We start from the raw sequence: 26,461 nt of genomic DNA, 5'->3' as shown, positions 1-26,461 counted from the left end.
TCAGTTGTCGAAGTCGATGTCGATCAGGTCGCGGGTTTCGCCGGTCTGGTAGCGGTCCACGGCGCCGGCCGCCGCCTTGCCGTCCGCGCCTTCCAGCGTGCGCGGGCGCGCCAGGTCGCGCGGATCGCTCACCATGCGCGCCAGGTTGGCGCGGTTCGCGCAGCCCAGCGTGCCGACGCCGTAGTAGGGATGGATGGTCCAGTCGTCCGGCTTGGCGATGCTGCAGCGCGTGGCCTGCACCGTCATCGCCTCGGATTGCAGCTCCAGGTCCCAGCCGGCCTGCGCCGCCTCTTGCAGGCGCTGCGCGTCGCGGGGCAGCGATTCGACCCGGGGCGCGCGCGCGCCGCTGCGGGCCAGCGCTTGCGCCAGGCGCTGCGCCAGCGCCTCGCCGCGGGCGTTGAAGGGCGTGAGCGTCAGCACCTGCGCGTCGATGCGGCCCTGGCGCGTCAGCAGCTCGTTGGCCGCGTTCAGCGATTCGGCCGTCAGGCCGTTGCCGTCCGGCGCGGCCTGGAGCGCCAGCGCGACGGCGCGCGGCGCCACGGTGGGCGCCTTGGCGGCTTCGCCGGCGCCGAAGCGCTGGGCGCGCAGGTCGTTCAACTGCGTGCCGCAGCCGCTCAGCAGCAGGGCCAGCAACAGCGGCGCCAGCGGCAGCAGGCGGCGCGTGGTAAGGGTCTTGTCGTAGTCCATGGCGTGGTTCTCGTCCGCGTTCAGTACAGGTAGCCGATGGGGGCTTGCGGCGGCAGCAGGTCGTCGATGCCGGCCAGGCCCTGGCCCGGCACCTGCAGCTCGCCGGCCGCAACCGGATCGACCACGTTCGCGGTGACCAGGATGACCAGCTCGGTTTCGTCCTTGGCGGACACTTCGTGCTCGAAGAGCCGGCCCAGCAGCGGAATGCTGCTCAGCCCCGGCACGCCGGACACGGTCTGGGCCTGCGTCGACCGCAGCATGCCGGCCAGCGCAAAACTCTGGCCGCTGGCCAGTTCCACCGTGGTGTCGGCGCGGCGCACCTTCAGCGCGGGGATGGAGATGCCCTGCAGCGTGACCGCGCCGTCTTCCGTCAGCTCGCTCACTTCGGGCGCGATGTGCAGGCTGATGCGGTTGGCGGACAGCAGGGTCGGCGTCATGCGCAGGATCACGCCGTACGACTTGAAGTCGATCTGCACGTTGTTGTTGGTGATGATGACGATGGGCACCTCGCCGCCCGCGGCGAAGGCCGCGCTTTCGCCCGACATGGCGGTGAGGTTGGGTTCGGCCAGGACCGAGGCGAAGCCCTCCGCCGACAGCGCCGAGATCAGGCCGCCCATGGTGAAGCGGCCGCGCGTGGTCATGCCGCCCGCCGCGAAGGTGGACGTGGTGCGGCCCGGTATCAGGCTGGAGAAGTTCTTGCCCGTGACGGAATCGAACAGCGACGGATTGATGGTCTCGGTGGCGGGCGCGAAGCCGCCGGCCGCGCTGCCCGTCATGATCCCCCACGCGCCGCTGCCCGAATTGAGCGTCGCCGCCCAGTCAAAGCCCAGCTCGTGCGACAGCGTGCGAGACACCTCGACGACGCGCACCTGGATGTTGATCTGCGAGGACAGCTCCACCTTGAGCTGGTTGATCACGCCGTCGCGGGTGTTGCCGGCGCCGCGCGCGCCGCCGCCCTGCGTGCCTGCCGACACGCCGTCCAGATAGGCCTGCACCTGGTCGACGATCTGGCGCGCCTCGATGGGCGTGCGCACGTTGCCGCGCACGATGATGCGGTTGTTCAGCGAGGGCTCCAGCTCGATGTCGGCGCCGGGCACGGACCGCAGGATCTGCGTGCGCAGCGTGGACAGGTCGTGCTCGGCCACGACGCGGATCGCGGCGATGACCTTGTCCTGCGCATCCAGCGCGTACAGCGCCGTCGTGCCCACGGACTGCGCGAAGACGAAGATGTTGTTGGGCGAGGGAACCTGGAAACTGGCCACGCGGGGGTCGGCCACCAGCACTTTGGCCGCATCGGACTTCAGCTTGAGCAACTGGCCTTCGCGCACGTGCAGCGTGATTTCGCCAGTGGGCGCGATCTTCTGCAGGCTGGCGGGCAAGGCCGACGGCGTGTTCATGACGTCGACCGCCGGACGGGGGCGCGGCTCCGTGGAGGGGGCGGCCAGGGCGCTTGCGCCAGCCAGGCACAGCGGCGCGGCCAGGCACAACCGGGGCATCAGGAGGGCCGCGCCGCGGCGGGGCTGCTTGTGAATCATGGCGTGAAGGGATGAAGGGGCATGAGTAAGCGCGGACGTCGCCGCGGGCTGGCGGTGGGGGCGCATCGGTTAGGGGATGGCGGGTGACGGGGCGGGTTCGTCTGGCTCCGCCGCCTGACTGACGGACTGCGTGAAGGACTGCGTACTCTGCCGCTCGCCGTGGAACTTCTGCACGACGACCGTCTGCCGGGCCGGCTGGTTGAACATGTCCGTCGCATCGTTGATGCGCGTCACCGACCGCATGGCGTCGTGAGGCTGTTCGACGGTGTCCGCCTGCACGCTGCGCAGCGCCAGTTGCAGCGGGCCGACCTCTTGCGCGAGGGCCAGGCGCTCCGAGTCGCGAGGGGTGACTTCGAGCGTCAGGCTTTCGTAGTAATTGCGCAGGGGCACGGCCTTCTTGTCCACGGCGCCCGGGGTCGTTGGGGCATTGCTGGCGGGCGCGATGCCCGCCGGATTGCCGTTCAATGCCAGCACGCGCACGTTGCGCACGATCGTCTGCGACGCCAGCGAGGCAAAGGAGACGGCGGCCTGGCCCGGCATCGGCGGCTGGTCTTTGTCGCGCTCCAGATGCAGGATGACGTCCACCCGGTCGCCTGCGGACACCAGCCCCGAGTTGCTCGTCACCGCGTTGGTCGGAATCGACACGGCGCGCATCTCGGGCTTGAGCACCGACGCGACGAAGCCGTGGTCGCCGCTGAACACCAGCCCGTCGCGGGTCAGCGGCTGGCCGTCCTGCAGCGTGCGGCGGGGCGTGGCCCCGGCGACGGCGCGTTCGATCTTGCGGCGTTCCTCGTCGGTGTCAGCGGTGTAGTGGTCGGCCCGGATCTCGCTGGCGGGCAGTTCGCGCCATGCCAGCGTGCGTCCCGCGACGAAGTCGCCGGGGACCAGCGGCCCGGCCGCCACCAGCACCTGGCGCACGGGCGCGCGCTGCGCTTCGACCTGCTTGACGATGGTCACGGGTGGCGGCGGGCGCATGAGCGCGCGGCCCACCAGGGCCGCTCCCGCGGCCAGCGCGATCGCCGAGGCAAGCAGGATCAATGATCGGGTCTTCATAGCAAATAGGAGTGATTTGTCTTTTCAATTGCATCAGAGGCGAGTATCAGCCCCTGATGGCGCGCCATGGGCGCTGGGTCATGCCGGGTGGTGCTGGGTCGTGGCGGGTCGTGCCTGGTCGAAAGCTAGCTGGCGCTCCAGAGCACGAAGACGGCGCCGCAGGCAATCGCAAGTCCGTACGGAATGCCTTGCATGGGCTCGTCGCGCAGCGCGTGCGGCGTGGGGATGACCAGGCCGGACAGCCAGATGTTCAGGCGCATCAGGCTCAGCGCCAGGGCGCGTTCCAGCGCGCGCAGGAGCGGCAGCGCCAGGGCCATGACGCCGCCGGCCAGGGCCGTGACGATGAGAAAGACGAAGGTGTGTTCGCCCAGCCACAGGCACAGCACGGCCATCAGCTTGGCGTCACCGGCGCCCATCCAGCGCATGGCAAAGAGGCAATACCCCGCCACCAGCACGCCGGCGCCGGCCAGGATGCCGGTCGTCAGCGATGCGCGCAGCGCGGGATTGCCCTGCGCCAGCGTCCATCCGGCATAGGCGACCCATGCCAGCAGCAACGCCAGCACCAGGCGGTTGCTGATGCGGCGATACAGCAGGTCGGACACCACCACCCAGGCCAGGGCCGGCACGAGGATGATGCTGGGCAGGGAGTGCGCCACGAAACGCCTGCGGATCAGCCGCCCGAGCGGGCGTCGGTGCCGGCTTCGGTGATGTCGTTGGCGATGGCGCCGAACTTGTCGCGCAGCGCGGTGATGAAGGCGCCGTCGGAGCCGAAGATCACCCCGACCGCGGCGGCCATGGCGGCGGCGAGGATGCCGTATTCAATTGCGGTCACGCCGCTTTCGTCACGAAGGAATTGTTGGATGCGGGAGGTCACGGGAAGGTCCAAGAAAGAATCGTCGTGAAGGGAAAAAACGAAGGCTGCGAAAGCCGTCACTACACAGACGATATTAGGATTCATTTGCAGCTAGCGATCAACCTGCGAATCATTAAGAGTCGTTCAGGAACGTCCGCCGGCCGCGCTTTTACAGGGCAGGCGCAGGATGGCCAGCAGGCCGCGCGGCGCGCCGGACGCGGCGCCTTGCGGCGGGCCGGGATCGTTGTCGGCCAGCGCCAGCGACCCGCCGTGCAGCGCCGCCACGGCATGCACCAGGGCCAGGCCCAGGCCGTGGCCGGAGATCGTCCGGTCGCGCGTAAGCCGGCGAAAGCGCTGCACGGCCTGGCTGCGCTGGTCGGCGTCGATGCCGGGGCCCTGGTCGGCGGTGCCCAGCTCGATCCAGGGGCCGCGGCGCCGCGCCAGCAGCGTGATGGCCGAGCCGGGCGGCGCATACTTGATTGCGTTGTCGATCAGGTTCACCAGCGCCTGGAACAGCAGCGCGCGGTCGCCCATCAGGGGCAGGTCGTCCTCGACGCGGATCTGCAGGGCCACGCCGCGCTGATCGGCCAGGACATCGTAGTAATCGTGCAGGTCGGCCAGCAGGGCCCGCGCATCGAGGTCGACGGGTTCGTGATGGCAGCGCCCGGTCTCGATCTCGCTGATGCGCATGACGGTGCGGAACAAGTACAGGATGCGCCGCACTTCTTCTTCCGCCAGCGCCATCTCCGCTTCCGCCGCGGGGTTGTCGCGCATCGAGTCGGCCGCGTTGCTCAGGCGCTGCTGCAGGCGCGTCAGCGGTGTGCGCAGCTCGTGCGCGATGTGATTGGTGGCGTTGCGCACCTCTTCCATCAGGAAATCGATGCGTTCGAGCGCCTGGTTCACGTCGTGCCCCAACTCGTCGAACTCGTCCTGGCTGCCATGCAGCGCCACGCGCGCGTCCTGGTCCCCGCGCGCAAAGCGCGCCATGGTCTGACGGATGCGCGTGACCCGGTTGGCCGCGCCGATGCTAAAGAGCAGGCCCGCGCCCAGGCTGAGCAGCAGGGCCGTGAACACGCTCAGGCCCACGACCAGCGGCACGGGGTAGATGCGGTTGAGCATCGGCAGGATGTCGTAGGCGATGACATAGCGGCCGCCATCGGGCAGCAGGGAGGCGTGGCCCAGCCATTCGCTGGCGCCCTCGCCCGTGGTCAGCGATGCCCGGAGCCAGCCGCGGCAAGGCTGCTGGCCGCCCTGGCACATCAGCGGCGAGAGCAGCTCGGCCGCGCCGTACAGCAGGCGTCCGTCGGCGGCCTGCACGGAAATCGCGCGCTCGCGCCGCGCCACCGCGGCTTCGCGCAGCTTCAGCGCGCGCGCCAGTTCGGACGCGCTGTCGCGGCTGCTCAGCGTCTGGTGCGCCCGGATTTCGGCCGCGACCATGTCCTTCACGTGGCGCACCATGACGTGCTCGAGCAGGTTCTGCCCCCACGCAATCGAACCCAGCGTCACGAGCAGGAAGATGAACGCGAAGCAGGCCGTGTAGCGGAAATGGCTGGTCGTGCGCGTGGGCGGCGGCACGGCCGTGGCCGACGGCGCGCGCGCGTCGCGCCAGAACGACTGCCACGAGCCGAACAGGCCGGACAGCGGCCCCTGCCTGAGCGCCCGCAGGGTCTCAGGAATGTCGAACTGCACGGTGTTCATCGGGTCAGCTCAGCACGTATCCCATGGCCCGCACGGTCTTGAGCAACGGTTGCGAAAAGTCCTTGTCGATCTTCGAGCGCAGCTTCGAGACGTGGACGTCGATCAGGTTGGTCTGGGGATCGAACTGCAGGCCCCACACCTTTTCCAGCAGCATGCCGCGGGGCACGGTCTGGCCGGCGTGCTCGGCCAGCGTGCGCAGCAGCAGGAATTCCTTGTCGGTCAGGCTGATCTCGCGCCCCGACCGCGTTACCTTGCGGCGCAGCAGGTCGATCTGCAGATCCTGCACGCACAGGCGCGCCGTGTTGGGCGGGGTGGCGTCATGGCGCTGCACCAGCAGCTCCATGCGCACCATCAGTTCAAGAAAGTCGAAGGGCTTGCCGATGTGGTCCTGCGCGCCCGCGCGCAGGCCTTCGACGCGGTCCGATGCCTGGTCGACGGCGGACAGGATGATGACGGGCGGGTGCGGGCGGCCTTGCAGGCGCCGCAGCACCTCGATGCCGTCGATGCCGGGCAGCATGCGGTCGAGCACGGCGATGTCGAACACCTGCCGGTCCAGCGCAACGAGCGCCTGCTCGCCCGAATCGACCGGCACGCACTGATGGCCGCTGGCCTGGAACTTGCTGGCCAGCCAGTAGCTCACTTTGCTGTCGTCCTCGATTAGCAGTATCCGCATGCATGTCCTCGCCCGCGTGTCACTTCATTCCGCCAGCGTTTGTCGCCGAACCCCTCATGCCGCATGCATCAGAAATTCATCCCGGCAAGCCGTCTGGCTTGCGTCTTCAGGCCAGGCGCCTATGGGATCACGATTCATATCGCAACAGCAACGGGCTAAAACTTAACAAGATTTAATCTTATTGTAAATAAGAATGATTGTTATTCTTGTAGAATTCGGGCCGATATCCTGACTTCAAGGACGTGGCGGCTGCCGCGACGTCCTCTTTGCCATGTCCACTTTCATCCTTCGAAGCCGCCACTGGCTGGGCGCGGCATTGTTGCTGTCTTGCTCGGCCAGTCTTGCGGCGGACGTCTATGTGTCGTTCGACGATCAGGGCATGGCGCACTTCGCGCCCACCGCGCTGGACGACAGCTACCGGCTGCTGTTCCGCGACCTGTCCACGGGTGCGCGCGGCGCGCGCCGCGCGGCCGAGCCCAGCCCGGAAATCCGCCAGGCGCTGGAACAGGCCGCGCAACGCCACGGGCTGGACTACGCCCTCCTCCATGCGGTCGCGCAGGCCGAATCGGGCTTTGACACGCATGCGGTGTCGCCCAAGGGCGCCGTGGGCGTGATGCAGCTCATGCCGGCCACCGCCAGCCAGTACGGCGTGCCGGGCACGGACGAGGCGCTGCAGGCAAACCTGCGCAAGCTCGACCTGAACGTCAATGCCGGCAGCCGCTATCTGCGCGCGTTGCTGGACCGCTATGACGGCAACCTGGAGCTGGCGCTGGCGGCCTACAACGCCGGCGAAGGCGCGGTGCAGCGCGCCGGCAACCGCGTGCCGGACTATGCGGAGACGCGCAACTACGTGAGCCGGATCATGGCCGCCTACCAGCCGGGAGCCCCGAAAACCGGGATCGCGGTGGCGGACAACTCGGGTGCGGCGTCTGCCATGTGGACCCGCCAGGACGACGCGAAAGCGGTCCGGCAATTCGAGCAGGGGTTCATGGTGGTGCCGCCGAGAAAACGCTGACCGGCGCCCGGCGTTACGGCCGGTCGGCCTCGCGCTTGCGGTGCGCGAAATTGAGCGTCACGATCAGGCCCGCGGCCACGGAAAAAAGGTGCTTGATCGTGTGCCCGCTGAGATACGCGACGTGCTGGAAAATCTGGTGATCCAGCACTTCGGAAACCTTGGCCAGCACATAGCAGCCGATCGCGGCGGCAAAATACAGGCGTTCGCGCCGGGGCGTGCCGTTGCGCCATTGCAGCAATGGCACCAGCAGCAGCGGCATGAACTGCACGAAGAGGTAGGGCCGCAGGTCGCCCGCGCCGCGGCTGTCCGTGACCCACCACCACCCGACGCTGGCCACGGCCAGAACGGTCCACAGCACGTCGACCCAGCGCCCATCGCCCAGCGTGTCGCGCCAGACGGCCGACAGGATGCCGGCGCACAGCAGCGCAATCGGCAGGCGGTCCCAGATGAGACGGGCGTTGTCGGGCACCAGGTGATACCAGCCGGACCCGAACGCGGTGAGCATCAGCGCAAAGAAGAACAGCGCATAGCCCGGACGGATCGCGTCCAGCGAGGGGCGCTGGCGCGACTGCAGCACCAGCGCCAGGCCATACCAGCCCACCACCGCAAAACCCAGATTGTACAGCACATCGGCGGCATGGGGAATGCCGAGCCAGGCCCGCTTGTCCGCGAAGTCATGGTAGTGCTCGGGCTGCGCGATGGGCCCGGCCAACGCCAGCCCCACCGCCACCAGCACCACCACGGCCCACGGCAGCAGATGGCGCGAGCGGGTGGGGGCGGCTGCCGGCGCGGCGCCTGTCGGGCTTGATGGGATGCTCATGGAACTCCGCGCCCGGCACAGGGGATCGCCGGTCTGGATTCGATAGTAAGTCGCGCGCGGCGGCGCCTCCAGGCCCTGCCGGCGGATTTTTTATGTCCTTGTGTATCCGGTGGCGGCTTGCCTGGCGCCGGGCTAGGAAAGCCGGCGGCGGCCCGCGGCGCTGAAAGCCCGGCCGTTCAGGCGGCCGTCTTCAGCCACGCGGCTACCGTCTCCAGCACCTGCCCGGGCAGCTCGCGGTGCGGCACGTGGCCGCATTGCTTGAAGATGACCGGCTGCGCGCCCGCCAATTGCGCGATCCGCTCGGCATGCACGGTGGAACCGTATTCGTCGTTGTCCCCGTGCAGGGCCAGCGCGGGACACTTCACCTGGGCCAGTTGCGCGTCCAGCGTCCAGTCCGCGAAGTCGGGCGAGAGCCAGGTGTCGATCCATGCGCCCAGCACCCAGGCCGCTTTCTCGCCGTGGTACTTCTTCAGCCGGTCGAGCTGGCCGGGCTGCGCGAACGACTCGCGCGCCTGGCGGATGCCTTCCAGCGTGCGGTCTTCGGCAAAGACCTGTGCGGATTCGGTCACGAGCGCGCGGCAGGACTGCGGATACGCGGCGGCGCTGGCAATGGCCATGCCCCCGCCCACGCTGTGGCCGAACGCCGCGAACTGGTCCAGGTCCAGGGCCTCGCGCACGGCGCGAAAGCCTTCGATGGCTTCGCGGACCACGAAGTCCGGTCCCAAGGTGCCCGAATGCGGGTCGGAACGCCCGAAGCCCAGCCGGTCGTAGGCGATGACGGCGCGGCCGGTCGCGAGGGCAAGCTGTTGCGGAAAGTCGCGCCACAGTTCCACGCAGCCCAGCGAGTCATGCATCAGCACGAGGGGGACGTCGTTCGCGCCGGGCGCGTCGGGCGTCCAGCGCCGCACGAAAAGCTGGCCGCCAGCGGCGGGAACGAAGACATCTTGGGATTGCACGGACGACATCGCGGGTTCTCACGAAATAGATGGCTCGGGACGCCTGCGGATGCGGCGGCGCAGCGCGGCCGCCTCCCCGGGGACAGTCGGCAATAGTAGCGTAGGCGCGCGGGCGTGCGGCCGGCGCCCGTCGGGGCCGGGGCGCCTTGCTTGCTCGTATCAGACCGGTGACGTTACGAATGCAATTGCTACGGCCCCACGGCGCATGTGGACCGCGCGCACATGATTTGTCGCATTACGCGCCGGCGCTGCGCGCCGCGCTGCCGTGGCGCGCCGCTACGATGGCCGCTGTTCAATTTCGCACCAGGAGCAAGCCATGAAAATCAATGTCCGCCGCCTCGCCGGCGCCGCCGCCCTCATCGCGGCGCAGTGTTACGCGGGCGCCGCCAGCGCGCAGCTGCTGGACGCCGTGAAAGGGCAGATGGGCGGTTCGGGCCAGAGTGGCGCCATGCAGGGCCTGACCGGCAGCCTGCCCCTGTCCTCGCTGAGCCCTGCCTCGGCCGGCAATGCGGCGGGCGTGATTGAGTTCTGCATGAAGAACAACTATCTCGCCGGCGGCGACGCGCAGGCCATGAAAGACAAGCTGATGGGCAAGATCTCCGGCGGCTCGACCCAGCAGGCCAAGTCGGATTCCGGCTATCTGGCCGGCGTGCAGGGCATGCTCAATGGCAGCGACGGCAAATCGGTGGACCTGAGCGGCGGCGGGCTGAAGGAAGAGCTCACCAAGAAGGCGTGCGACCAGGTGCTCAAGCACGCCAAGTCGTTCCTGTAATCCGCCGGGCTGGGGCCGGGCCGCGCTAGGCCTTGCGCGCCGGCCCGAAAATATCCTCCCGCGCCGCCCGGCTCAGCGCCACCACGGCGGGATGCTCCAGCCGCTGTTCGGTGGTGATGGCGTAGAACTGCTCCTTGACGGCCGCCGCGTGGCCGATGGCGCGGACCCGATACTGCTTGCACAGATAGGCCGCCGTCGCGGTCGGCGCGACAAAGAGGCCCGTGCCGGTCTGGCCGAATGAGTTCATCAGCGCGCTGTCGTCGAATTCGCCCACGATGCGCGGGCGCACGTTGTGTTCGTCCAGCCATTGCAGCAGCCGCGGCCGGATGGCGGCGTCTTCGCCGGGCAACAGGAACGGCGCCTGGTCGAGCAGCGCCGGGAACTTGCCGGGCAGGCTTGCCAAGAGCGGCGGCGATCCGAAGAAGGTCACCCCGCACTCGCCGAGCAGATGGCTGAACCCCCGTACGTTCAGGTTGCTGGGCATGGGGCGATCGGCGATGACCATGTCGAAGCGGTGCACGGCCAGGTCGGCCAACAGGAAAGGCAGGCGCCCTTCGCGGCAGATGAGCCGCACGTCTTCGTCCAGATGAAGCGCGGGTTCGATCATCCGGTACACCATGGCCTTGGGCATGCCTTCGGCCACCCCCACCTTGAACTCCATGGCCCGCCGCGCCGGACGCTCGCGCAGGTCGTCGAGCAGTTCGTCGCCCATGGTGAAGATGCGGTCCGCGTACAGCAGCGCGTGGCGGCCGACATCGGTCAGTTCCAGTCCGCGGCCCGCGCGCCGGAACAGTTCGGTGCCCAGCGTGGATTCCAGCTCCTGGAGCTGGCCGCTGATGGATTGCGGCGTGCGCTGGAGCTGCTGCGCGGCGCGGGCGATGCTGCCGGCCTTGGCGACCATCCAGAAATAGCGCAGATGCTTGTAGTTGAGAGTGACCATGGCTGATCAATCCAAAAAATCTGACTATCGATTCATCATATGCGAATTGTTGGAGGAATCGCGCTGATCTAGACTGGCCCCATGCTGCTGCCGGGCAGCATTGTCCATCGCGTGGCGCACGTGGCGCGGTGGAAGGAGGCGCGTGATGAACCGGGTCGAAACCTTTGCGACGCTGCCGATGTGGATGGGCTTCGTGGGATTCGTGCTGCTTGTGCTGGCGCTGGACCTGTTTGCGTTCGGCGGGCGGCGGGCGCACCGCGTTTCGTCGCGCGAAGCCCTGTGCTGGGTGCTTGCATGGATGTCGCTGGCCACGCTGTTCGGCGGCCTGATGTGGTGGTATCTGGACGGCACGCTGGGGCGCGCCGTCGCGCACCAGAAGACGCTGGAGTTCTACACCGGCTACCTGATCGAACTGTCCCTGTCCGTGGACAACATGTTCGTGTTCTCGCTGATCTTCACCTATTTCGCCGTGCCCCTCGAATTGCAGCGCCGGGTGCTGCTGTACGGCGTGCTGGGCGCCATCGTGATGCGGATCGGCATGATCCTGGCCGGGGTCTGGCTGCTGTCCAAGTTCGTGTGGCTGTTCTATGTGCTGGGCGCGTTCCTGATCTTCACCGGCTTGAAGATGCTGTTCACCGCGGGCCGCCAGCCGGACATCGCCCGCAACCCGCTGGTGGTCTTCCTGCGGTCGACCATGCGCATCACGCGGGATTATCACGGGCAGTCGTTCTTCGTGCGCATCGATGGGCTGCGGTACGCGACGCCCATGTTCGTGGTGCTGCTGGTGATCGAGGCGACGGACGTGGTGTTCGCCGTGGACAGCATACCCGCCATCTTTGCGGTGACGACCGACCCCTTCATCGTCTTTACGTCGAATATTTTCGCCATCATGGGCCTGCGGGCGCTGTACTTCCTGCTGGCGGACATGGTGGCGCGGTTTCACTATCTCAAGTATGGCCTGGCGATGGTGCTGGTCATCATCGGCGCCAAGATGCTCGCCGAGCACTGGGTGCACGTCCCGGTGCACTGGTCGCTGGGGGTGGTGGGCGTGATCCTGCTGGCGTCGGTCGGCGCAAGTTGGGTGTTGCCCGCAAGGGCCGCGGACCCGTCCGCGCGTCCCGAGGTCAAGAAGTCACAAAACGGAGGTCTGCCATGAACACGATCATTCTTGCCACCGATGGGTCGAAATACAGCGACGCGGCGGCCCGATTCCTGGTGGAAAGCCCTTTGCTGAGCCGCGATTTCGTGGTGCATGTGGTGCATTGCGAGCCGGACGTGGGCGGAGACGTGAAGTCCTTCATCGCCAAGTCGGACATCGATGCCTGGCACCACGAAGAAAGCGGCAAGGCGATGAAATCGGCGGTGGGCATCCTGAGCGCGGCCAACGTCAGCCACGAATGCCATGAGTTCGTGGGTTTCACGCCGGAAAAGATCGTCGACTATGCAAAGCAGGTGGGCGCGGCCGCGATCGTCATCGGCTCGCATCACCACAGCCCGCTGCTCAACGCGATCCGGGGGTCGGTGAGCGGACGCATCCTGGCGCATGCGCCTTGTCCGGTGATGCTGGTCTGACCCGGCGCGCGGGCGCGGGAGTGGTATCTTCTGCGGATTCTCCGCTTACCGCTACCGCTTGCGCCCATGTCCGACGTCCCCGCTTCCGCCGATTCGCCGCTTTCCGACGAGCCGGCGGCCCTGCACAGGCCTTTCATCCAGAATGCCGGCGCCCGGCGCACCCTGCACTTCACGCAGCAGGAAATCCAGAGCAGCATGTCGCTGCTCAACCCGGACGCGCTGGAGATCGAATACACCCGGATGATGATGGGCTTCGTGCTGTTCAAGCCGGCGCCCGGGCACATCCTGATGGTGGGCCTGGGCGGCGGATCGCTGCCCAAGTTCTGCCACCGCTATCTGGCGGGGGCGCGGATTTCGGTGGTGGAGATCGATCCGGCCGTGATCGCGATGCGCGACGCCTTCCTGGTGCCGCCGGACGGCGAGCGCTTCCAGGTGATCCAGGCGGACGCGGCGCAGCATATGCGCGGCCTGTCCGATCATGCGGACGTGATCTTCCTGGACGGATTCGTGGCGGGCGGCATCCCGGACGCGCTGTGCAGCGCGGCGTTCTACGCCGACTGCCATCGCGCCCTGCGCGATGACGGCATCCTGGTGATCAACTTCCACGTCAACCACCCGATGCACCACACCTACCTGGAGCGCGTGCGCGAATCCTTCGGCTCGTCGATGTTCGAGGTGGTGGACGACGACATGACCAACAGCATCGTGTTCGCCTGCAAGGGCAACCTGCTGGATGACCCGGCGGCGGCGCAACTGACGCGGCCGCCGTCGATGCCCAAGGATGCTTGGCGCCAGTTGATGCCGACGATGCGCGTCATCGGGGCGACGCTGGAACTGCGGTAGTCAGCACTGCCCTGCCCGCTATGCCGGATCGCTGAGCATGACGGACAGCAGCTCGCGGGTGGCGCGGGACAAGGCGCCCGGCGGCGGCGCGCTGCCTTTCTCGCCCAGGGTGCGCGTCAGGTCCGACACCGTCTGGGCGACGGCGGCGTCTTCCAGCGCCGCCTGCGCCGGCCCGGCCGGTCCCGGCGGCGGCGTGATGTGCTTTTTCGCCGCCTTGAGCAGATCGGCCACCGGATCGGCCTTGCCTCGCGCGTTGACCCGGTCGGTCATGGCGGCCGCCAGGCTTTTGCCGCCGCTGCGCGTCCGCAGGCCGGAGCGCTCGCTCGCGGCTTCCCATGCGCCGCGCTGGGCGGCATAGGCCGTGAGCAGCGCAAAGCGGTCCGCGTCGATGAGCATCGGCGATTCGGCGACCGCGATCAGCAGGGATTGGTAGGCCGCGCTGGCGGCCGTGGCGTCGTTGCCGATCAGGGCCTTGGACACGTCCTTCCACAGATGATGGAACGGCAGCGCCGTCGCCGCGGCGAACATGTCCGCGCCCAGCGTCGTGCGCTGCTCGAACGCCAGGACCAGGTAGTCGACGTCATTGACCGGCTCGGGCTTGCCCCTGTCCTTCTGGCGATGCAGCACGCCGTCCACGAGCTGCAGCCCGGAAAGCCGGTCCTGCGAGTCCGCGCCCGCCAGCACGCGGTAGCCGCTGCGGCGCAGCGCGTCGCCGTCATAGACGCCGAAGCGCACGCTGACGCCGTCGGTGCCGAACAGCTTGGCCAGAGGCGTGAGCAGGCTTTCGCCCGTCTTGACGATGGCCCCGCCCACGGGGCCGCCCAGCATCGTCACGGCGGTGGAGACGAAGTCCAGGATGCCTCGGCTGAGGCTGCTGTCGGCGAACCGGCACAGGGCGGCGTACATCTCCAGTCCGTCGCTGGCGTAGGGCACGTTGCGCGCCACGTAGACGTCGCGAAAGGCCACGCGGCTGGCGCCGGCCTGGGGCGCGGCGGCGCCCAGCGCCTGCTGGATGAGGTCGTAGCCCACGATGTACGGGATCTCGCGCCGCGCGCCGTCCGCGCCATAGCGCAGAAAGAACGTGCACAGCGGCAGGAACTGGCTGAGATAGTTGCTGGCGTCGCACAGGCGCATCTCCACCAGCCGGAGACTGAAGTAGCACTGCCCGGGCACGAAGGCGGCCCCGTCCAGGCCCGCGGCCAGCGCGGGGCTGCCGCCGGGCGGTTCGATCTCCGCATAGAAGTTGCGGCCCGCGGGCACGGTGGGCAGCAGGGCGCCCGCGCCGTCGCCGCTGGCCGCCTTGCCGCCGATGCCGCGCAACATGCCGATTAGCGAATCCATGTCAGCTCCTTGTTTCCGGCCGCCCGCCGCGCAGGTTGCGCACAGGGGCCGGCAATGGCCATCGTGTGCTCAGTCGCGCACGATGGCCACCGCCGACGCCCAGGTCGGCAGATCGCCGGCATCGCCCTGCGCGGCCTTGCAGGCGTAGCGGTAGGCTTCGGCCAGCCCCTTCGGCTGGGCGGCGTCCAGGTACACGTCGTAAAAGCGCTGGATGTAGCGCGCGCAGGATTCCTCTTCGACCTGCCAGCGGAAGGCCAGCACGCCGGCCGCGCCCGCGCGCATGACTTCCAGCGCCGTGCGCACCGACGCGCCGCTGCACGACGACAGCACCAGCAGCTTGCACTTGCCCGCCTCCATCCACTGGCCGATCAGCCGGATGGACAGTTGCCAGGCTTCGCCGTCCTCGCCCGGCAGCACCAGCATCGTGGTTTCGCCCGCGGAGACGGAGTGGCCGGCGAAATGGAAGATGTCGTAGTTGCCGGTCTTGAGCCGCTCTTCGATGCGGCGCTGCAGCGCCGCGCCCACCAGGCCGGGCTCGTCCGCGCCGCGCACGTGGTCGATGATGAGATGGCCGGGCGCGCGCGCGGCCAGTTCGGCAAGATGCTCGCGCTCTTTGGCGACCGACTGCAGCGGGCCGAATTCCATGGCGGGCAGGGTCGGCCCGCCGTCTTCGCGCCGGAACGTGACGGTGCCGTACACCGCGCTGGCATCCATGAACAGCATCCGCACCGGCTGGCCGGGCGCGCGCGAGTCCGTCTCCCAGCGCGGCGCGGGGGCGGTGCCCTCCAGGTGCAGCCGCCGCGCCATCGGCAGTTCCAGGCACAGATAGCGGCCGCTGTCGGCGCCGAACTCGCGCCCCATCTCGAAAGGCAGGTTGAACAGGCGCGAGACCTCCTGGCTGGCCAGGTTGAACTCGAAGCGCAGGTCCAGTCCCGCGAACGCGCCGGCCCCCGGCGACAACTCCTCGTCGCGCGCGCGCTGGATCAGCTTGGCGATCGGCGCGCCCAGGCTGTGCGTGACCATGGCGCTGAAGACGTCTTCGCCCACTCCGCTCAGGTCCTTGAGCCATTGCGGCGCCTTCGTCTCCCCCATATAAGGGCTGAAGGTCTCGATGCGCCCCACCAGGGCCGAGATCCGGTCGCGCTCCTTGTAGGGCATGTCCTGCGACGAATACTCGTGCCGTCCCATCTGGATGCGGTACGTGATCGAGTGCTCGCCCACGCGGATGATGAGCCGCCGCCGGCGCTTGGGCGCCATCGGGGTGAGGCAGGTGAGGACGGTGGCGACCTCCGTGCCGCTGTTGCCGGCGCTCTTCGCATCGCTCGTCCACATGAAGACTTCGGGGCGTTCCAGCACGTAGCGTTGCACCAGTTCCGGCGGGTCGACCGCCAGCACCAGCAAGGGCACGGCGGATCGCTTGGAGATCCATTCCAGCAGTTCGACCGCCGCCGCGCCGGGCTTGGCGCGCTTGCTGGCGGTGGACCCGAGCCGGGCGTCGATGATGACCAGCCGCGGCTCGATGCGCGGCGTGGCCAGTTCCCAGGATTCGATCTGGGTCTTGGCGCTTTCCAGCGACGTGCGCCGGCGCAGCTCCGCGCCCACGAACGGCGCGATCGCCGGGTACTGCTGGACGTGGCGGTGCAGTTGGGCGAGGTTGTTGGCCCAGTCGTCCTCGTGCTCGTCGTTCATGCTGGCCAGCAGGATGAAATTCGGTCCGTCGGCGTCGTGTTCCATGATGGCTGTCCCATGATCCGGTTGGCCTAGCCGGCCCGCAGCGGCAGGATCAGCGTGAACGCGCGCCACGGCGGCGTGACGGACTCGTAGGCCTGCGGCGGCAGCAGCGGCGCATCCGGGAGCGGCGGGTCGGTGACGAGCGCGCCGCCGTGATCGATCATCGTGTCCTGGATCTGGGCGATGGCGATGCTGGCGCCGTCGTGCGCGGCGCGCTCGGCGCTCAGCAGGGCGTCGTCGGGCACCGCGTGGACCGGCGGGTCCATGTCCCACACCTGTTCCTCGCTCAGGCCGAAGCGCAGGGTGCAGCCGTCCGGGCCGGCGTCCAGGTCGATGGTCACGCGCGCATCGTCGGCGTTGCGGCAGCGCAGGAGGTAATCGATCATCGAGCGGAATGCCGCGCTCAGCGCCTGCGCGTCGCCGGACACCGTGGGGCCGTCGTGCGAGGCCGTATGGTTGGACAACGCGATGCGGCGCTGGTCGCGCGCGGGCAAGGCGGCGATCACGTCGCGCAGGCGCGCGCCCAGTTCGACGTCGCCATGCGTCGCGCGGGCGCGCCGCCGCGACTCGCTGGCGCCGGCCAGGCGCTCGAAGGTGATGTCGGCCTTGCCGATCTCGGCGACGATGCGCTGGCTCAGATCCTGCGCCTGGGCCGCGACGACTTCCGGGGGCGTGCCCTGGCGCGCGTCGTCATGCAGCAGCACGGTCTGCGACGTCAGGCTGCACGCCAGCGACAGCGAGGTGCGCGTCTGCCGCGCCACCTCGGCCACGGTTTCGCGCAGATAGCGCAGGTCGCGCGCCCAATCCAGGTCCGCGATGTCGGTGAAGAACCAGATCGACATGTCCAGGCTCGGGTCCAGGTCGGTGCGGGTGGCCAGCACGGACCGGGGCTGGCCGCCGGCGTCGAGCAGTTCGATGCGCTCGCGCTTGACCGTGAACGCCGACGTCAGGACGCCCAGCGTGGCCTCGTCGCCCGCGATGGCGTAGTCCGTGATCGACGGCGCCTCGGCGCCATCGCGCGTGCGCCGGACCTCGGCGCCCAGCATGTCGGTGGCCACGCGGTTCATTTCGATGACGCCGCCCTCGCGTCCCACAAACACGACGGCCTGCTCGGTTTCCGCCATCAGGCTCTGCTTGGTCTGGCTGAGCAGGTGCTGGGCCAGGCCTTCCTCCAGCGAGGCGATGATCTGGAGCAGGTCGTCGATGTCGGGGCCCTTAAAGGCGTGGGACACCGAGGATTCCACGTCCAGCAGCCAGCGTATCCGGCCGTTCAGGTGGACGGGAACGGTCATGGCCGAGCGCAGCGGCCGCTTGGGGCCCGTGTAGCCGTGCTGCGCGTAGGCGGGATTGCCGATGTCGTCCACCGCCAGCAGGCAGCCCAGCGATAGCGTGGCGCCCAGCATGCCCTGGCCCGTCGGCTGCTGGAAGCCGTCCGGCAGCGCGTAGCCGGGCGCCAGGCTGTGCTGCGTGACCACTTCGAAGCGGTTCTCCTGCCGGTTCACGCGGAACAGCGCCACGTGATCCCACCAGAAATGCTGCGCCAGCTGCGCGATGATGTCGTCGGCGGCCTGGCGCAGCGACGCGGCGGTCATCACCTTGCGCCGCAGCGAATCCGCGAACTCGGCCCGCTCGTCGTCGCGCTCCTTTTCGAAGCGCATCAGCACCGGTTCCAGGTCCAGGGCGCGCAGAATCTCCAGATGGCGGGCATCGTAGGCGCCGGGGTCGCGCGAGCACAGGCTCAGCGCCGAACTGTAGCCGCCGGGACGCGTGACTGGCAGCGTGACGGAGGACTGTATGCCCAGGTCCTGATAACAGCGCACGATCTCGTTGCCCGGTTCGGGCATGTTCGCCTTGACGAATGCGCCGACCTCCTCGACCCAGGTGCGGCCCGAGTCCAGGAAGGCGCGTATCGTCGGCGGCAGATCCATCCAGCGCGCGGGCCACAGCTCCACGCCCTCTGGCCGCACCGCGATCGCGCGGAACAGCGACACATCGTTGCCATAGATGCCGAAGATCGCGTGTTCGAACGGCACCAGGCGCCGGATCTGCTCCAGGATGCGATCCAGCTTGAGCCGCCAGCCGCCGATCGCGGGGTCCAGCGCGATGCGGCGGATCTCGTCGCGGGCCGATTCCAGCGTGCGCGACTGGATGACGGCGATCACGCCCAGGAGCTCGCCGTTGGGCGCGGGGTCGGGCGTCATGACCAGTTCGAATTGCCGGTCCGCGTCGTCCGGCACGGGAATGGCGATGGTGACCGACACCATGGCGTCGCCGTCCGTGTCCTGCACGCAGCGCAGGATGGCGCGCTGCACCGGCCCGACATCCGCGGGGCGGAAATGCGCGGCGAGCCGGCTGCCGCACAGGGCGTCGCGCGGCAGGCCCAGCGTGCGGGCCGCTTCGGGATTGGCGAAGCGGATGACGCCCTGCATGTCCAGCCGGAATACCGCGTAGGGCGTGCGCTCGAACCGGCGGGACTCGGCCTGGCGAAAGGGCGCGCCGTCGTTGACCAGCACGATGAGCTCGCCGCTGTCCAGCGTGCACAGCGGGATCAGCTGCGCGGGCACGCGGGCGCCGTCGTCGCCGCAGTACACCACGTCGACCGCGCCGTCGCCCATGCGCAAGGGCCGGGCCAGGCCGCAGATCTCGCTCAGGCGGCGGCCCACAAGGCCGGCGTGCGCCAGCGGCAGGACGGTGCTGGCCGCCACGATGTCGCCGGACCCCGCCACCAGCAGGCAGGGCACGCCGACCCGCGACAGGACCCCCGCGACCTCGTCGGCCTCGCCGTAGAGGGAGAATTCGCGCGCGGGGGGCGATGGCGGCGCGGGGGCGACGGGGGCTGCGGGGACGGCGGGCGCGGCGGCGCGCGTGCCCTCTTCGCCGGCATGGGCCGCCGGCGTCGGCACGTCGGGCCGCGGGGCCGGCTGCCTGGGCAGCTCCGGCGCCTCGCTGTAGGGTTCTGGCAGTATCTCTGGCATGACAAGACCCTCCACCCGCGGTCAGCGCTTGATGAAGGCAATGACCTGCTGCTGCGTGCCTTTGTCGTTGTCAAAGCCCCCGTGCGTGCTGGAGGCCACGGGCACGACGCGGGAGGCGCCGGAAGGACTGCCGGCCGGCGACACGTGGACCGCGTCGCAGGGGATGCCGGCGTCCCGGAAGTAGCGCTCCATGCCCAGCAGCGGCGTGGTGGTGCCGCCCTCGAACGATTCGCTGACCAGATAAAGCAGCGAGCGCCGGTACGGCCCGCAGGTGGGGTCGTCCTCTTCGGCGCGATCCGACAGGTGGAACTGCTGATAGCGCTTGACCCGGTTTCCCAGCAGCGGCACGACCAGTTCCCTGAAGGTCTTCAGGGTCACGGCCGGCGCCATGAGGCTCAGCGATTCGAGTTCTCCGCCGTCCGCGGCCAGGCGCCGCGCGAAATGGCTGGCGACGATCGCGCCGGCCGAATGCCCCACGATGTGCAGGCGCACGCGGCCGCGCGCGACGTGCGACTTGAAGTGCCGGTAGAGCAGGATCATGGCGGCTTCGTCTTCGCCGTGCGTGGCCGGCTCGCTCATGGCCTCGGCGTTCTGCTTCATTTCGCCCCAGATGACCGTGCCGGGACGCGCCAGCCAGCGTTCAAGCCGCTGGTTCCACCAGCGTTCCAGGCGTTCGCCGATGCCGCCGGTGGTGCGCGGCACGTCGTGCGCGGCGTCCTGGATGATGTTCCTGACGGTGGTGATGAAGTCCGTCTCCCACATCAGGAAGACGGGGAATATCTGGTGCTCGTAGAGCAGCGGGATCCATTCGGCGGCGGCCTCGGCGGCGTCGTTCTCGCCGACCAGGCCGCCGTGGTTGTACACGCAGACGTCCATCGGCTTGTCCTTCAGGTTCCAGCGCTCGCGCGCGGCGACCATGTGCACGTCGACGATCGCGCGCAGGTCGTCCGGCGTGGTGCGGAAGGCGCCGCTGTTGCTGAGCTTGCCGTTGTTGCCCACGTTGACGATGAAGGGCGAGAGCTCGCGGTCGCGCAGTATCTTGCCGGCGGCAAGCGTCACCTGTTTTCCCTCGGTGCGCAGGCTGATGCTGTTGGAGATGCTTTCGTGCTCGTGCGTGACCACGCCCAGCTGCACGACCCAGCAGTCCATCGCGTTGCGCATCCAGTCGTCGTAGGTCAGCACGGCCATGCCGTGCGTGCCCCATTCCTCCCCCCAGGAGTTCTGGATCAGAAAGCCGTCCTGCGTATAGCCCACGATGACGAAGGCGTGGCCCAGCACGGCGGTTTCCTGGCTGCCCGGAATGACCCAGAATGGCCGCGTGACGGGCGTGGCTTCGTCCTCGCGCGGCGTGACGCCGTGGCCTTGGTCCCAGCCCTCGTGGCAGCCCGCGCTGGCGTAGAGGATGCCCACTTCATTCAGCGCCGCATGCATCTCCACGATGCTGCGCGTGTCGATGCGGTAGTACGCGCCGAGCGGCCGCTTGACGGCGTCCAGCCACCAGTCGTCTTCCGGGCGCTGGGCCGCGGGCGGCATGTCGATGGACGGGAACAGGGCCTGGGCGCAGGCGCCGTGCCGGAACCAGCCCTTGAGCGCGCCGCGCAGGCTGGAGCCGCTGTCGTCGACCGATCCGGGGAATTCGTCGTAGCGCCTGGCCATCGAATACAGCATGTAGGGCGAGATCGCCGGGCGCGTGTCGCGTTCGGATTTGCGCAGCAGGTACTCGACCACCGTGGACAGCGCAAAGCCCGTGCAGGCCGAGGTCTCGCCCTGGTGCTTTACCGTCAGCCCCATCACGGGAATCATTTCCGCCTTGGGCGTGACAGAGATATTGGGGCGGAACAGGATGTCGCGCGCGTCGAAGGCATCGGGCTTGGCGGACCGGCCGAAGGCGATGCGGGGCGTTTCTTTCTTGGGCTTGCCGGGCTTGCTGGGCTTGGGGCGGGGCGCCGACGATGCGATCGCGGCCGCCGCAGTGGCAGTTGCAGATGCAGCCGATGCAGAGGCCGCCGACGCCGCCGGCGCATTCTTGCGCGGGGTCCGTTTGGAAGAAGCCGATGTCCTGGACGGCCGCGCCGCCGTTTTCCTGGTTGCCATATCGTTTCCCCTTTTTCCCGCCCGGGTCAGGAGGCCAGTTTCAGGCTGGCGATGGCGCGGGACGCATCGGCGGACAGCTTGGCCTTCTTATCGGAGCGGGCGCCGATATGCTTGGAAAGACGACATGACGACGGTGACGCTGCGCCCATGCTTCGATATATAGGCGGACCTCATCCGCCTTGCTAGTAGCCGAAAGTATTAATCCTTGAATCTGCAATGGTGCTTATGCACCATCCGGCCCCGCTTGTTCTCATCCTGTTGGATGAGCTCCGGCTTCAGGCCGCTTTTTGTATCCGGACGGGAATCGACTTGTAGCCGGGCGTGCCGCTTTCCGTGTCCTGGTAGTCCAGCGGGCACAGGTTGTTCGCTTCCGGGTAGTAGGCGCCGACCGACCCCGCCGCAATATCGTGCCGGATCGCCGTCAGCCGCAGCCGCCGGTGCCCCTGGCCGGGCAGGCTGGTGACGATGTCGACCTCGTCGCCGTGCGCGATGCCATGGCGCGCCAGATCGGACGCATTCATGAACAGCACGTCGCGGCGGCCGAACACGCCGCGATAGCGGTCGTCCAGGCCATAGATGGTGGTGTTGTACTGGTCGTGGCTGCGCAGCGTGGTGAGCCGCAGGATGTTGCCTTCGACGATGTCGGGATCTTCGCGCAGCCCCGCGAACGGGATGAACTCGGCCTTGCCCGAGGGCGTCTTCCAGATGCGCTCCGTGGGCGGCAGCGGCAGCCGAAAGCCGCCGGGTTTGCGGATGCGCGCGTTGTAATCGCGGAAATCCGGATAGATCTTTTCGATCAGGTCGCGGATGCGGTCGTAGTCCTCGATCAGGTGCGCCCACGGCACGCGGCTGTGCGGCAGCGTCGCCTGCGCCATGCCGGCAATGATGGCCGGTTCCGAGCGCAGCTGCGTTGAGGCGGGCAGGAGCTTGCCGCGCGAGGCATGCACCATCGACATCGAATCCTCGACCGTGATCGACTGCGCGCCGCCCGCCTGCACGTCGCTTTCCGTGCGGCCCAGCACCGGCAGGATGATCGACTGCTTGCCGACCAGCAGGTGCGAGCGGTTCAACTTGGTGTTCAGGTGGACGGCCAGGTCCAGTTGCCGCATGCCGCGCTCGCATTGCTCGGCGTCGGGCAGCGCAATCGCGAAATTGCCGCCCAGGCAGATCAGCGCCTTGGCGCGTCCGGCGGCCATCGCCTTCATGGCGTCCACCGCGTCGTGGCCGGGCCGCGCCGGCGGCCGGAAGCCGAAGGTCTGTTCGACGCGATCGAACATGGCGTCGTCGATCTTCTCGGTGATGCCGACCGTGCGGTTGCCTTGCACGTTGGAGTGCCCGCGCAAGGGGCAGATGCCGGCGCCCGGCTTGCCGATGTTGCCGCGCATCAGCAGCAGCGCGGCGATCTGCTGTACGTTGCGCGTGCCCCTTTCGTGCTGCGTAATGCCCATGCCATAGGTGACGATGGTGGCGTTGGCCCGGGCATACGCCTGGGCTACCTGCTCCAGGTCGCGTCGGCGCAGGCCGCTGGCCTGTTCGATGTCGGCCCAGGTCGTGGCGTCCAGGTCCTGCGCGAAGGCCTCGTAGCCGTGCGTGTGGCGCGCGATGAATTCGTGATCCAGCGTGGCGCGGCCGTCCCGGTCCGCCTCCATCAGCGCCTTCATGATGCCCTTGAGCGCGGCCGCGTCGCCGCCCACCTTGACCTGGAAATAGGTGGAGGCGATGCGCGTGGCGCCGAACGTGCCCATCTCGATCGGGTCCTGCGGATCGGCAAAGCGCTCCAGCGCGCGTTCGCGCAGCGGGTTGAACACGATGATGGGCACGCCGCGGCGCGCGCATTCGTGCAGCGTCCCCATCATGCGCGGGTGGTTCGTGCCGGGGTTGTGGCCCATCGAGATGATGAGATCGCAGGCGTCGAAGTCGTCCAGCGACACCGTGCCCTTGCCGATGCCGATGGCCTTGGGCAGTCCGACGCTGGTGGCCTCGTGGCACAGGTTGGAGCAGTCGGGAAAATTGTTCGTGCCGAATTCGCGGGCGTACAGGCTGAAGAGGAACGCGGCCTCGTTGGAAGCGCGGCCCGAGGTGTAGAACTCAACCATGTCCGGATCGGGCAGGCTGGCAAGCGTCTGGCCGATGCGCGCGAACGCGTCGTCCCATTCGATGGCCTGGTAGGTGTCGCTGGCGGCGTCGTAGGCCAGCGGATGCGTGAGGCGGCCTGCGTTCTCCAGGTCGTGGTCGCTCCAGGTCAGCAGTTCGGTGACCGGGTGCGCGGCGAAGAATTCCGGGGTCACGCGTTTGCGCGTCGCTTCCCAGGTGACGGCCTTGGCGCCGTTCTCGCAGAACTGGAATGTGGAGGTATGCGCCTTGTCGGGCCAGGCGCAGCCGGGACAGTCGAACCCGTCGGGCTTGTTGGTGCGCAGCAGCAGCGCGGGCGCTTCGGCGATGCGCATCTGCGTGGCCACGGCCTGCGCCGTGGCCTTCAGCGCGCCCCATCCGCCCGCGGGCGCGTCGTAGCGGTGGATGCCGGTGGGTTTGCGTTGGGTCATGAGGGTCTCCGGAATTCAGGATGCGGTACGTGGGGCGGCACCGCGGGCGGCGCAATGGCGGCTCGCCAGGACGGAGCCCGCCACCGCGAGGACCATGGGGATGAGAAAGGCAGGGTCCACCCGCGTGAACTCCAGGATCAGCACGACGGCGGTCAGCGGCATGCGCATCGACGAGGCCAGGAACGCGGCCGCGCCGACGACGGCAAATGCGCCGGGCGGCGCGTCCGGCCAGGCCATGCTCCACAGCCCGCCCAGCGCGACCGCCAGCGAGGCGCCCACGGCGATCGCGGGCGTGAGCAGGCCGCCCGCCGCGCCCGCGCGCAGGCTGCTGGCGACGACGGCCGTCTTCAGCACCGCCAGCGTCGCCGCCAGGGCGATGGTCAGTTCATTGTCGAACGCCAGTTGCGCGGGTCCCTTGCCATTGCCCAGCAAGGCGGGCAGGGTGATCGCCAGCAGGCCGAGCAGCGTGAAATTCAGCAGGCAGGACACCGCCAGGCGCCAGCCCCGGGCGGCCTGGGCGCGCGCCGCGCCGGTCAGCCGCCGGAAGCCGTGGGCGGCCCACCCGAACACCGGTCCCGCGGCGATGGCCCAGACCACCAGGCCGGGACTGATCTGCAGGGCGGGCACGGCATACTGAATCTCGTTGCCCAGTCCGGCCCAGGCCACCGCGGCGCCGAGGCAGCAGGCCACCAGCGCGGCGACGACCGCAGGCCAGGCAAACGACCCCAGCAGCCCTTCCAGGACGAAAAGCGCCGCGCCCAGCGGCACGTTGTACACGGCGGCCAGGCCCGCGCCGGCGCCGCAGGCGATGACGAGCCGGCACTGTTCCGGCGGCAGGCGCAGCCGCGCCGCCAGCCGGCCGCCCGCGAGCGCGCCGACTTCGCGCGGCGCCACCTCGCGTCCCAGCGGCGAGCCCAGCCCGACGGTCACGATCTGCAGGACCGCGTGCGCCATCGTCGTCGCGGACGGCATGCGCCGGTCGGGATCGGCCACGGCCTGATCGACGCTGACCAGGGGACGGCCATAGCGGTGGATGAGCCACCAGCCCGCGCCGGCCGCCAGCCCGCACAGCACCAGGGCGAGTACGCGGCGCGGCCCGCTGGCGGCCTCTACACCCATCAGGAAGGATTCGTGGCTGATGACGTGCCCGCCGCCATAGCCGTAGGCCAGGTGCTGGACCGTGTGCAGCAGCATGCCGAGCAGCATGCCGCCCAGGCCGGCGACCAGGCCGGTCAGGGCCACCGCGGCAAACAGCCGGGGGCGCAGCCAGGACGGATCATCGGGCGTGGGTTCGTGCATGCCAGGTCGGCTCCCGTCGGTGGGCGCGCCCGAGCATCGGCGCGCTGCGATGGGGCAGTGTAGGGCGCGTTTGCGCCCCGAGGAATGCCCGGCGGGCCGAAACCATACCTATTGGTTAGGCGCTCATCCCGAATTCCCTTGCCAGATCCGACACCCCCGGCGCGGGGGGCGGCGGATCGGAGACTGCCGGGTTCAGTCCCACTCGGCCGCCAGGCCTTGCGGGCTGACTTCACGGCCGTTGCGTTCCAGCGCGGCGATCTGCGCCATGTCGTCGTCCGTCAGGCGCAGGTCCTGGGCGAGCAGGTTGCTGGCCAGGTTGTCGCGGCGGGTGGACGACGGGATCACGGCATAGCCCAGCTGCAGCGCCCAGGCCAGCGCGACCTGCGCGGGCGTGGCCGCGCGGCGCTGTGCGATCTGGCCGATGACCGGATCCTTGAGCACCTTGCCGTAGGCCAGCGTCATGTACGAGGTGACGTGGATGCCCTGTTCCTTCAGAAACGCCGTGAGCGTGCGGTTCTGCAGGTAGGGGCTGAGCTCGATCTGGTTGGTGGCGATCTGCTCGCGGCCCACGGCGGCGATGGCGGCCCGCGTCTGCGCGATCGGAAAGTTGGAAATGCCGATCTGGCGCGTCAGGCCCTGCGCCTTGGCCTCGGCCAGCGCCGTCATGAATTCGTCGACGGAAACGCCGTTGTCCGGCGCGGGCCAGTGGATCAGCGTCAGGTCGACATAATCGGTGCGCAACCGGGCGAGGCTGTCCTTCAGGCTGGGGGCGAGCTTGTCGCGGGCGGTGTTCGGCACCCAGATCTTCGTGGTGATGAACAGGTCTTCGCGGGCCACGCCCGATTCGGCGATGGCCTGGCCGACGTCGGCCTCGTTCTCGTAGATCTGGGCGGTGTCGATGGCGCGGTAGCCGACGTCCAGCGCGTTGCGCACGGAATCGACGGCGGCCTGACCCTGCAGGCGGAAGGTGCCGACGCCAAAGGCGGGAATGCTCATGTAAAACTCCTGGGGAATGGGCTTGGCCGGACGGGCGGTGTCCGGGGATGGGCGTAGTGTCGCTG

22 protein-coding genes are annotated in these 26,461 nt (G+C 68.8%); 5 read left to right on the top strand and 17 right to left on the bottom strand.

Going from position 1 to position 26,461, the window contains the following annotated elements:
* From BMW75_RS03200 to BMW75_RS03170, 7 genes are all read right to left on the bottom strand, one after another.
* Complete coding sequence (locus BMW75_RS03200; RefSeq protein ID WP_092576683.1) at positions 1 to 687, bottom strand: CpaD family pilus assembly lipoprotein; 687 nt, start codon at positions 685 to 687, stop codon at positions 1 to 3.
* 20 nt (positions 688 to 707) lie between these two features.
* Positions 708 to 2,222, bottom strand: coding sequence for a type II and III secretion system protein family protein (locus BMW75_RS03195; protein ID WP_217646926.1), 1,515 nt, complete (start codon positions 2,220 to 2,222; stop codon positions 708 to 710).
* Positions 2,223 to 2,291: 69 nt separating this feature from the next.
* Positions 2,292 to 3,275, bottom strand: coding sequence for a Flp pilus assembly protein CpaB (gene cpaB / locus BMW75_RS03190; protein ID WP_092576680.1), 984 nt, complete (start codon positions 3,273 to 3,275; stop codon positions 2,292 to 2,294).
* A gap of 125 nt (positions 3,276 to 3,400) precedes the next feature.
* A complete protein-coding gene (locus BMW75_RS03185) occupies positions 3,401 to 3,931 on the bottom strand; it encodes an A24 family peptidase (RefSeq protein ID WP_076517705.1) in 531 nt (176 codons plus the stop codon).
* A 14-nt stretch (positions 3,932 to 3,945) separates the two neighbouring features.
* Entirely contained in the window at positions 3,946 to 4,149 is a 204-nt protein-coding gene (locus tag BMW75_RS29835; RefSeq protein ID WP_076521843.1) for a Flp family type IVb pilin, read from the bottom strand.
* Between the two features lie 123 nt (positions 4,150 to 4,272).
* Positions 4,273 to 5,826 (bottom strand): sensor histidine kinase, encoded by a 1,554-nt coding sequence (locus tag BMW75_RS03175; RefSeq protein ID WP_092576677.1) that lies wholly within the window; start codon positions 5,824 to 5,826, stop codon positions 4,273 to 4,275.
* A gap of 4 nt (positions 5,827 to 5,830) precedes the next feature.
* Entirely contained in the window at positions 5,831 to 6,499 is a 669-nt protein-coding gene (locus BMW75_RS03170; protein WP_076517701.1) for a response regulator transcription factor, read from the bottom strand.
* Positions 6,500 to 6,770: 271 nt separating this feature from the next.
* Between BMW75_RS03170 and BMW75_RS03165 the strand changes: the two genes are divergently transcribed.
* Complete coding sequence (locus BMW75_RS03165; protein ID WP_092576674.1) at positions 6,771 to 7,514, top strand: lytic transglycosylase domain-containing protein; 744 nt, start codon at positions 6,771 to 6,773, stop codon at positions 7,512 to 7,514.
* Between the two features lie 13 nt (positions 7,515 to 7,527).
* Here the strand turns inward: BMW75_RS03165 and BMW75_RS03160 are convergent, their stop codons facing one another.
* Together BMW75_RS03160 and BMW75_RS03155 are read right to left on the bottom strand one after the other, a co-directional pair.
* On the bottom strand, positions 7,528 to 8,334 hold the full coding sequence (locus BMW75_RS03160; protein WP_092576671.1) for a hypothetical protein: 807 nt from the start codon (positions 8,332 to 8,334) through the stop codon (positions 7,528 to 7,530).
* Between the two features lie 176 nt (positions 8,335 to 8,510).
* The gene (locus BMW75_RS03155) at positions 8,511 to 9,299 is read right to left on the bottom strand and encodes an alpha/beta fold hydrolase (protein ID WP_092576668.1); all 789 of its coding nucleotides are present in this window, start codon (positions 9,297 to 9,299) and stop codon (positions 8,511 to 8,513) included.
* 307 nt (positions 9,300 to 9,606) lie between these two features.
* On the opposite strand from BMW75_RS03155, the gene BMW75_RS03150 reads away from it, so the two are divergent.
* A complete protein-coding gene (locus BMW75_RS03150) occupies positions 9,607 to 10,062 on the top strand; it encodes a YjjA family protein (RefSeq protein ID WP_076517694.1) in 456 nt (151 codons plus the stop codon).
* A gap of 25 nt (positions 10,063 to 10,087) precedes the next feature.
* Here BMW75_RS03150 and nhaR read toward each other — a convergent pair whose 3' ends face one another.
* The gene (nhaR, locus tag BMW75_RS03145; protein WP_076517692.1) at positions 10,088 to 11,002 is read right to left on the bottom strand and encodes a transcriptional activator NhaR; all 915 of its coding nucleotides are present in this window, start codon (positions 11,000 to 11,002) and stop codon (positions 10,088 to 10,090) included.
* Positions 11,003 to 11,147: 145 nt separating this feature from the next.
* On the opposite strand from nhaR, the gene BMW75_RS03140 reads away from it, so the two are divergent.
* The 3 genes from BMW75_RS03140 (at position 11,148) to BMW75_RS03130 (ending at position 13,417) form a co-directional block, all read left to right on the top strand.
* A complete protein-coding gene (locus tag BMW75_RS03140; RefSeq protein WP_092576665.1) occupies positions 11,148 to 12,158 on the top strand; it encodes a TerC family protein in 1,011 nt (336 codons plus the stop codon).
* Complete coding sequence (locus tag BMW75_RS03135; protein WP_092576662.1) at positions 12,155 to 12,574, top strand: universal stress protein; 420 nt, start codon at positions 12,155 to 12,157, stop codon at positions 12,572 to 12,574. The genes BMW75_RS03140 and BMW75_RS03135 overlap by 4 nt, the downstream gene beginning before the upstream one ends.
* A gap of 66 nt (positions 12,575 to 12,640) precedes the next feature.
* On the top strand, positions 12,641 to 13,417 hold the full coding sequence (locus tag BMW75_RS03130) for a fused MFS/spermidine synthase (protein WP_092576659.1): 777 nt from the start codon (positions 12,641 to 12,643) through the stop codon (positions 13,415 to 13,417).
* An 18-nt stretch (positions 13,418 to 13,435) separates the two neighbouring features.
* On the opposite strand, the gene BMW75_RS03125 is transcribed toward BMW75_RS03130, so the two are convergent.
* The 7 genes from BMW75_RS03125 to dkgB form a co-directional block, all read right to left on the bottom strand.
* Positions 13,436 to 14,758 (bottom strand): hypothetical protein, encoded by a 1,323-nt coding sequence (locus BMW75_RS03125; protein ID WP_092576657.1) that lies wholly within the window; start codon positions 14,756 to 14,758, stop codon positions 13,436 to 13,438.
* A 69-nt stretch (positions 14,759 to 14,827) separates the two neighbouring features.
* Complete coding sequence (locus tag BMW75_RS03120) at positions 14,828 to 16,492, bottom strand: CHAT domain-containing protein (RefSeq protein ID WP_092576654.1); 1,665 nt, start codon at positions 16,490 to 16,492, stop codon at positions 14,828 to 14,830.
* 26 nt (positions 16,493 to 16,518) lie between these two features.
* Positions 16,519 to 19,464, bottom strand: coding sequence for a PAS domain-containing protein (locus tag BMW75_RS03115; RefSeq protein WP_092576652.1), 2,946 nt, complete (start codon positions 19,462 to 19,464; stop codon positions 16,519 to 16,521).
* A gap of 21 nt (positions 19,465 to 19,485) precedes the next feature.
* Positions 19,486 to 21,558 (bottom strand): C1 family peptidase, encoded by a 2,073-nt coding sequence (locus BMW75_RS03110; RefSeq protein WP_092576649.1) that lies wholly within the window; start codon positions 21,556 to 21,558, stop codon positions 19,486 to 19,488.
* 275 nt (positions 21,559 to 21,833) lie between these two features.
* A complete protein-coding gene (locus tag BMW75_RS03105; protein ID WP_092576603.1) occupies positions 21,834 to 24,101 on the bottom strand; it encodes an FdhF/YdeP family oxidoreductase in 2,268 nt (755 codons plus the stop codon).
* Positions 24,102 to 24,116: 15 nt separating this feature from the next.
* Positions 24,117 to 25,400 (bottom strand): chloride channel protein, encoded by a 1,284-nt coding sequence (locus BMW75_RS03100; protein WP_092576599.1) that lies wholly within the window; start codon positions 25,398 to 25,400, stop codon positions 24,117 to 24,119.
* 192 nt (positions 25,401 to 25,592) lie between these two features.
* The gene (gene dkgB / locus BMW75_RS03095; RefSeq protein WP_092576597.1) at positions 25,593 to 26,396 is read right to left on the bottom strand and encodes a 2,5-didehydrogluconate reductase DkgB; all 804 of its coding nucleotides are present in this window, start codon (positions 26,394 to 26,396) and stop codon (positions 25,593 to 25,595) included.
* Positions 26,397 to 26,461 lie beyond the last annotated feature (65 nt).

The organism is Achromobacter sp. NFACC18-2, assembly GCF_900108985.1.
Classification (GTDB): Bacteria; Pseudomonadota; Gammaproteobacteria; order Burkholderiales; family Burkholderiaceae_B; genus Achromobacter.
Note: the sequence above shows the minus strand (reverse complement) of the source record. Positions and strands in the feature narration are given on the sequence as shown.

Coding starts and splice junctions, on each gene's coding strand:
- BMW75_RS03200 (WP_092576683.1), bottom strand. CDS start 687: ATGGACTACGACAAGACCCTTACCACGCGCCGCCTGCTGCCGCTGGCG.
- BMW75_RS03195 (WP_217646926.1), bottom strand. CDS start 2,222: ATGATTCACAAGCAGCCCCGCCGCGGCGCGGCCCTCCTGATGCCCCGG.
- cpaB (WP_092576680.1), bottom strand. CDS start 3,275: ATGAAGACCCGATCATTGATCCTGCTTGCCTCGGCGATCGCGCTGGCC.
- BMW75_RS03175 (WP_092576677.1), bottom strand. CDS start 5,826: ATGAACACCGTGCAGTTCGACATTCCTGAGACCCTGCGGGCGCTCAGG.
- BMW75_RS03170 (WP_076517701.1), bottom strand. CDS start 6,499: ATGCGGATACTGCTAATCGAGGACGACAGCAAAGTGAGCTACTGGCTG.
- BMW75_RS03165 (WP_092576674.1), top strand. CDS start 6,771: ATGTCCACTTTCATCCTTCGAAGCCGCCACTGGCTGGGCGCGGCATTG.
- BMW75_RS03160 (WP_092576671.1), bottom strand. CDS start 8,334: ATGAGCATCCCATCAAGCCCGACAGGCGCCGCGCCGGCAGCCGCCCCC.
- BMW75_RS03155 (WP_092576668.1), bottom strand. CDS start 9,299: ATGTCGTCCGTGCAATCCCAAGATGTCTTCGTTCCCGCCGCTGGCGGC.
- BMW75_RS03150 (WP_076517694.1), top strand. CDS start 9,607: ATGAAAATCAATGTCCGCCGCCTCGCCGGCGCCGCCGCCCTCATCGCG.
- nhaR (WP_076517692.1), bottom strand. CDS start 11,002: ATGGTCACTCTCAACTACAAGCATCTGCGCTATTTCTGGATGGTCGCC.
- BMW75_RS03140 (WP_092576665.1), top strand. CDS start 11,148: ATGAACCGGGTCGAAACCTTTGCGACGCTGCCGATGTGGATGGGCTTC.
- BMW75_RS03135 (WP_092576662.1), top strand. CDS start 12,155: ATGAACACGATCATTCTTGCCACCGATGGGTCGAAATACAGCGACGCG.
- BMW75_RS03130 (WP_092576659.1), top strand. CDS start 12,641: ATGTCCGACGTCCCCGCTTCCGCCGATTCGCCGCTTTCCGACGAGCCG.
- BMW75_RS03125 (WP_092576657.1), bottom strand. CDS start 14,758: ATGGATTCGCTAATCGGCATGTTGCGCGGCATCGGCGGCAAGGCGGCC.
- BMW75_RS03120 (WP_092576654.1), bottom strand. CDS start 16,492: ATGGAACACGACGCCGACGGACCGAATTTCATCCTGCTGGCCAGCATG.
- BMW75_RS03115 (WP_092576652.1), bottom strand. CDS start 19,464: ATGCCAGAGATACTGCCAGAACCCTACAGCGAGGCGCCGGAGCTGCCC.
- BMW75_RS03110 (WP_092576649.1), bottom strand. CDS start 21,558: ATGGCAACCAGGAAAACGGCGGCGCGGCCGTCCAGGACATCGGCTTCT.
- BMW75_RS03105 (WP_092576603.1), bottom strand. CDS start 24,101: ATGACCCAACGCAAACCCACCGGCATCCACCGCTACGACGCGCCCGCG.
- BMW75_RS03100 (WP_092576599.1), bottom strand. CDS start 25,400: ATGCACGAACCCACGCCCGATGATCCGTCCTGGCTGCGCCCCCGGCTG.
- dkgB (WP_092576597.1), bottom strand. CDS start 26,396: ATGAGCATTCCCGCCTTTGGCGTCGGCACCTTCCGCCTGCAGGGTCAG.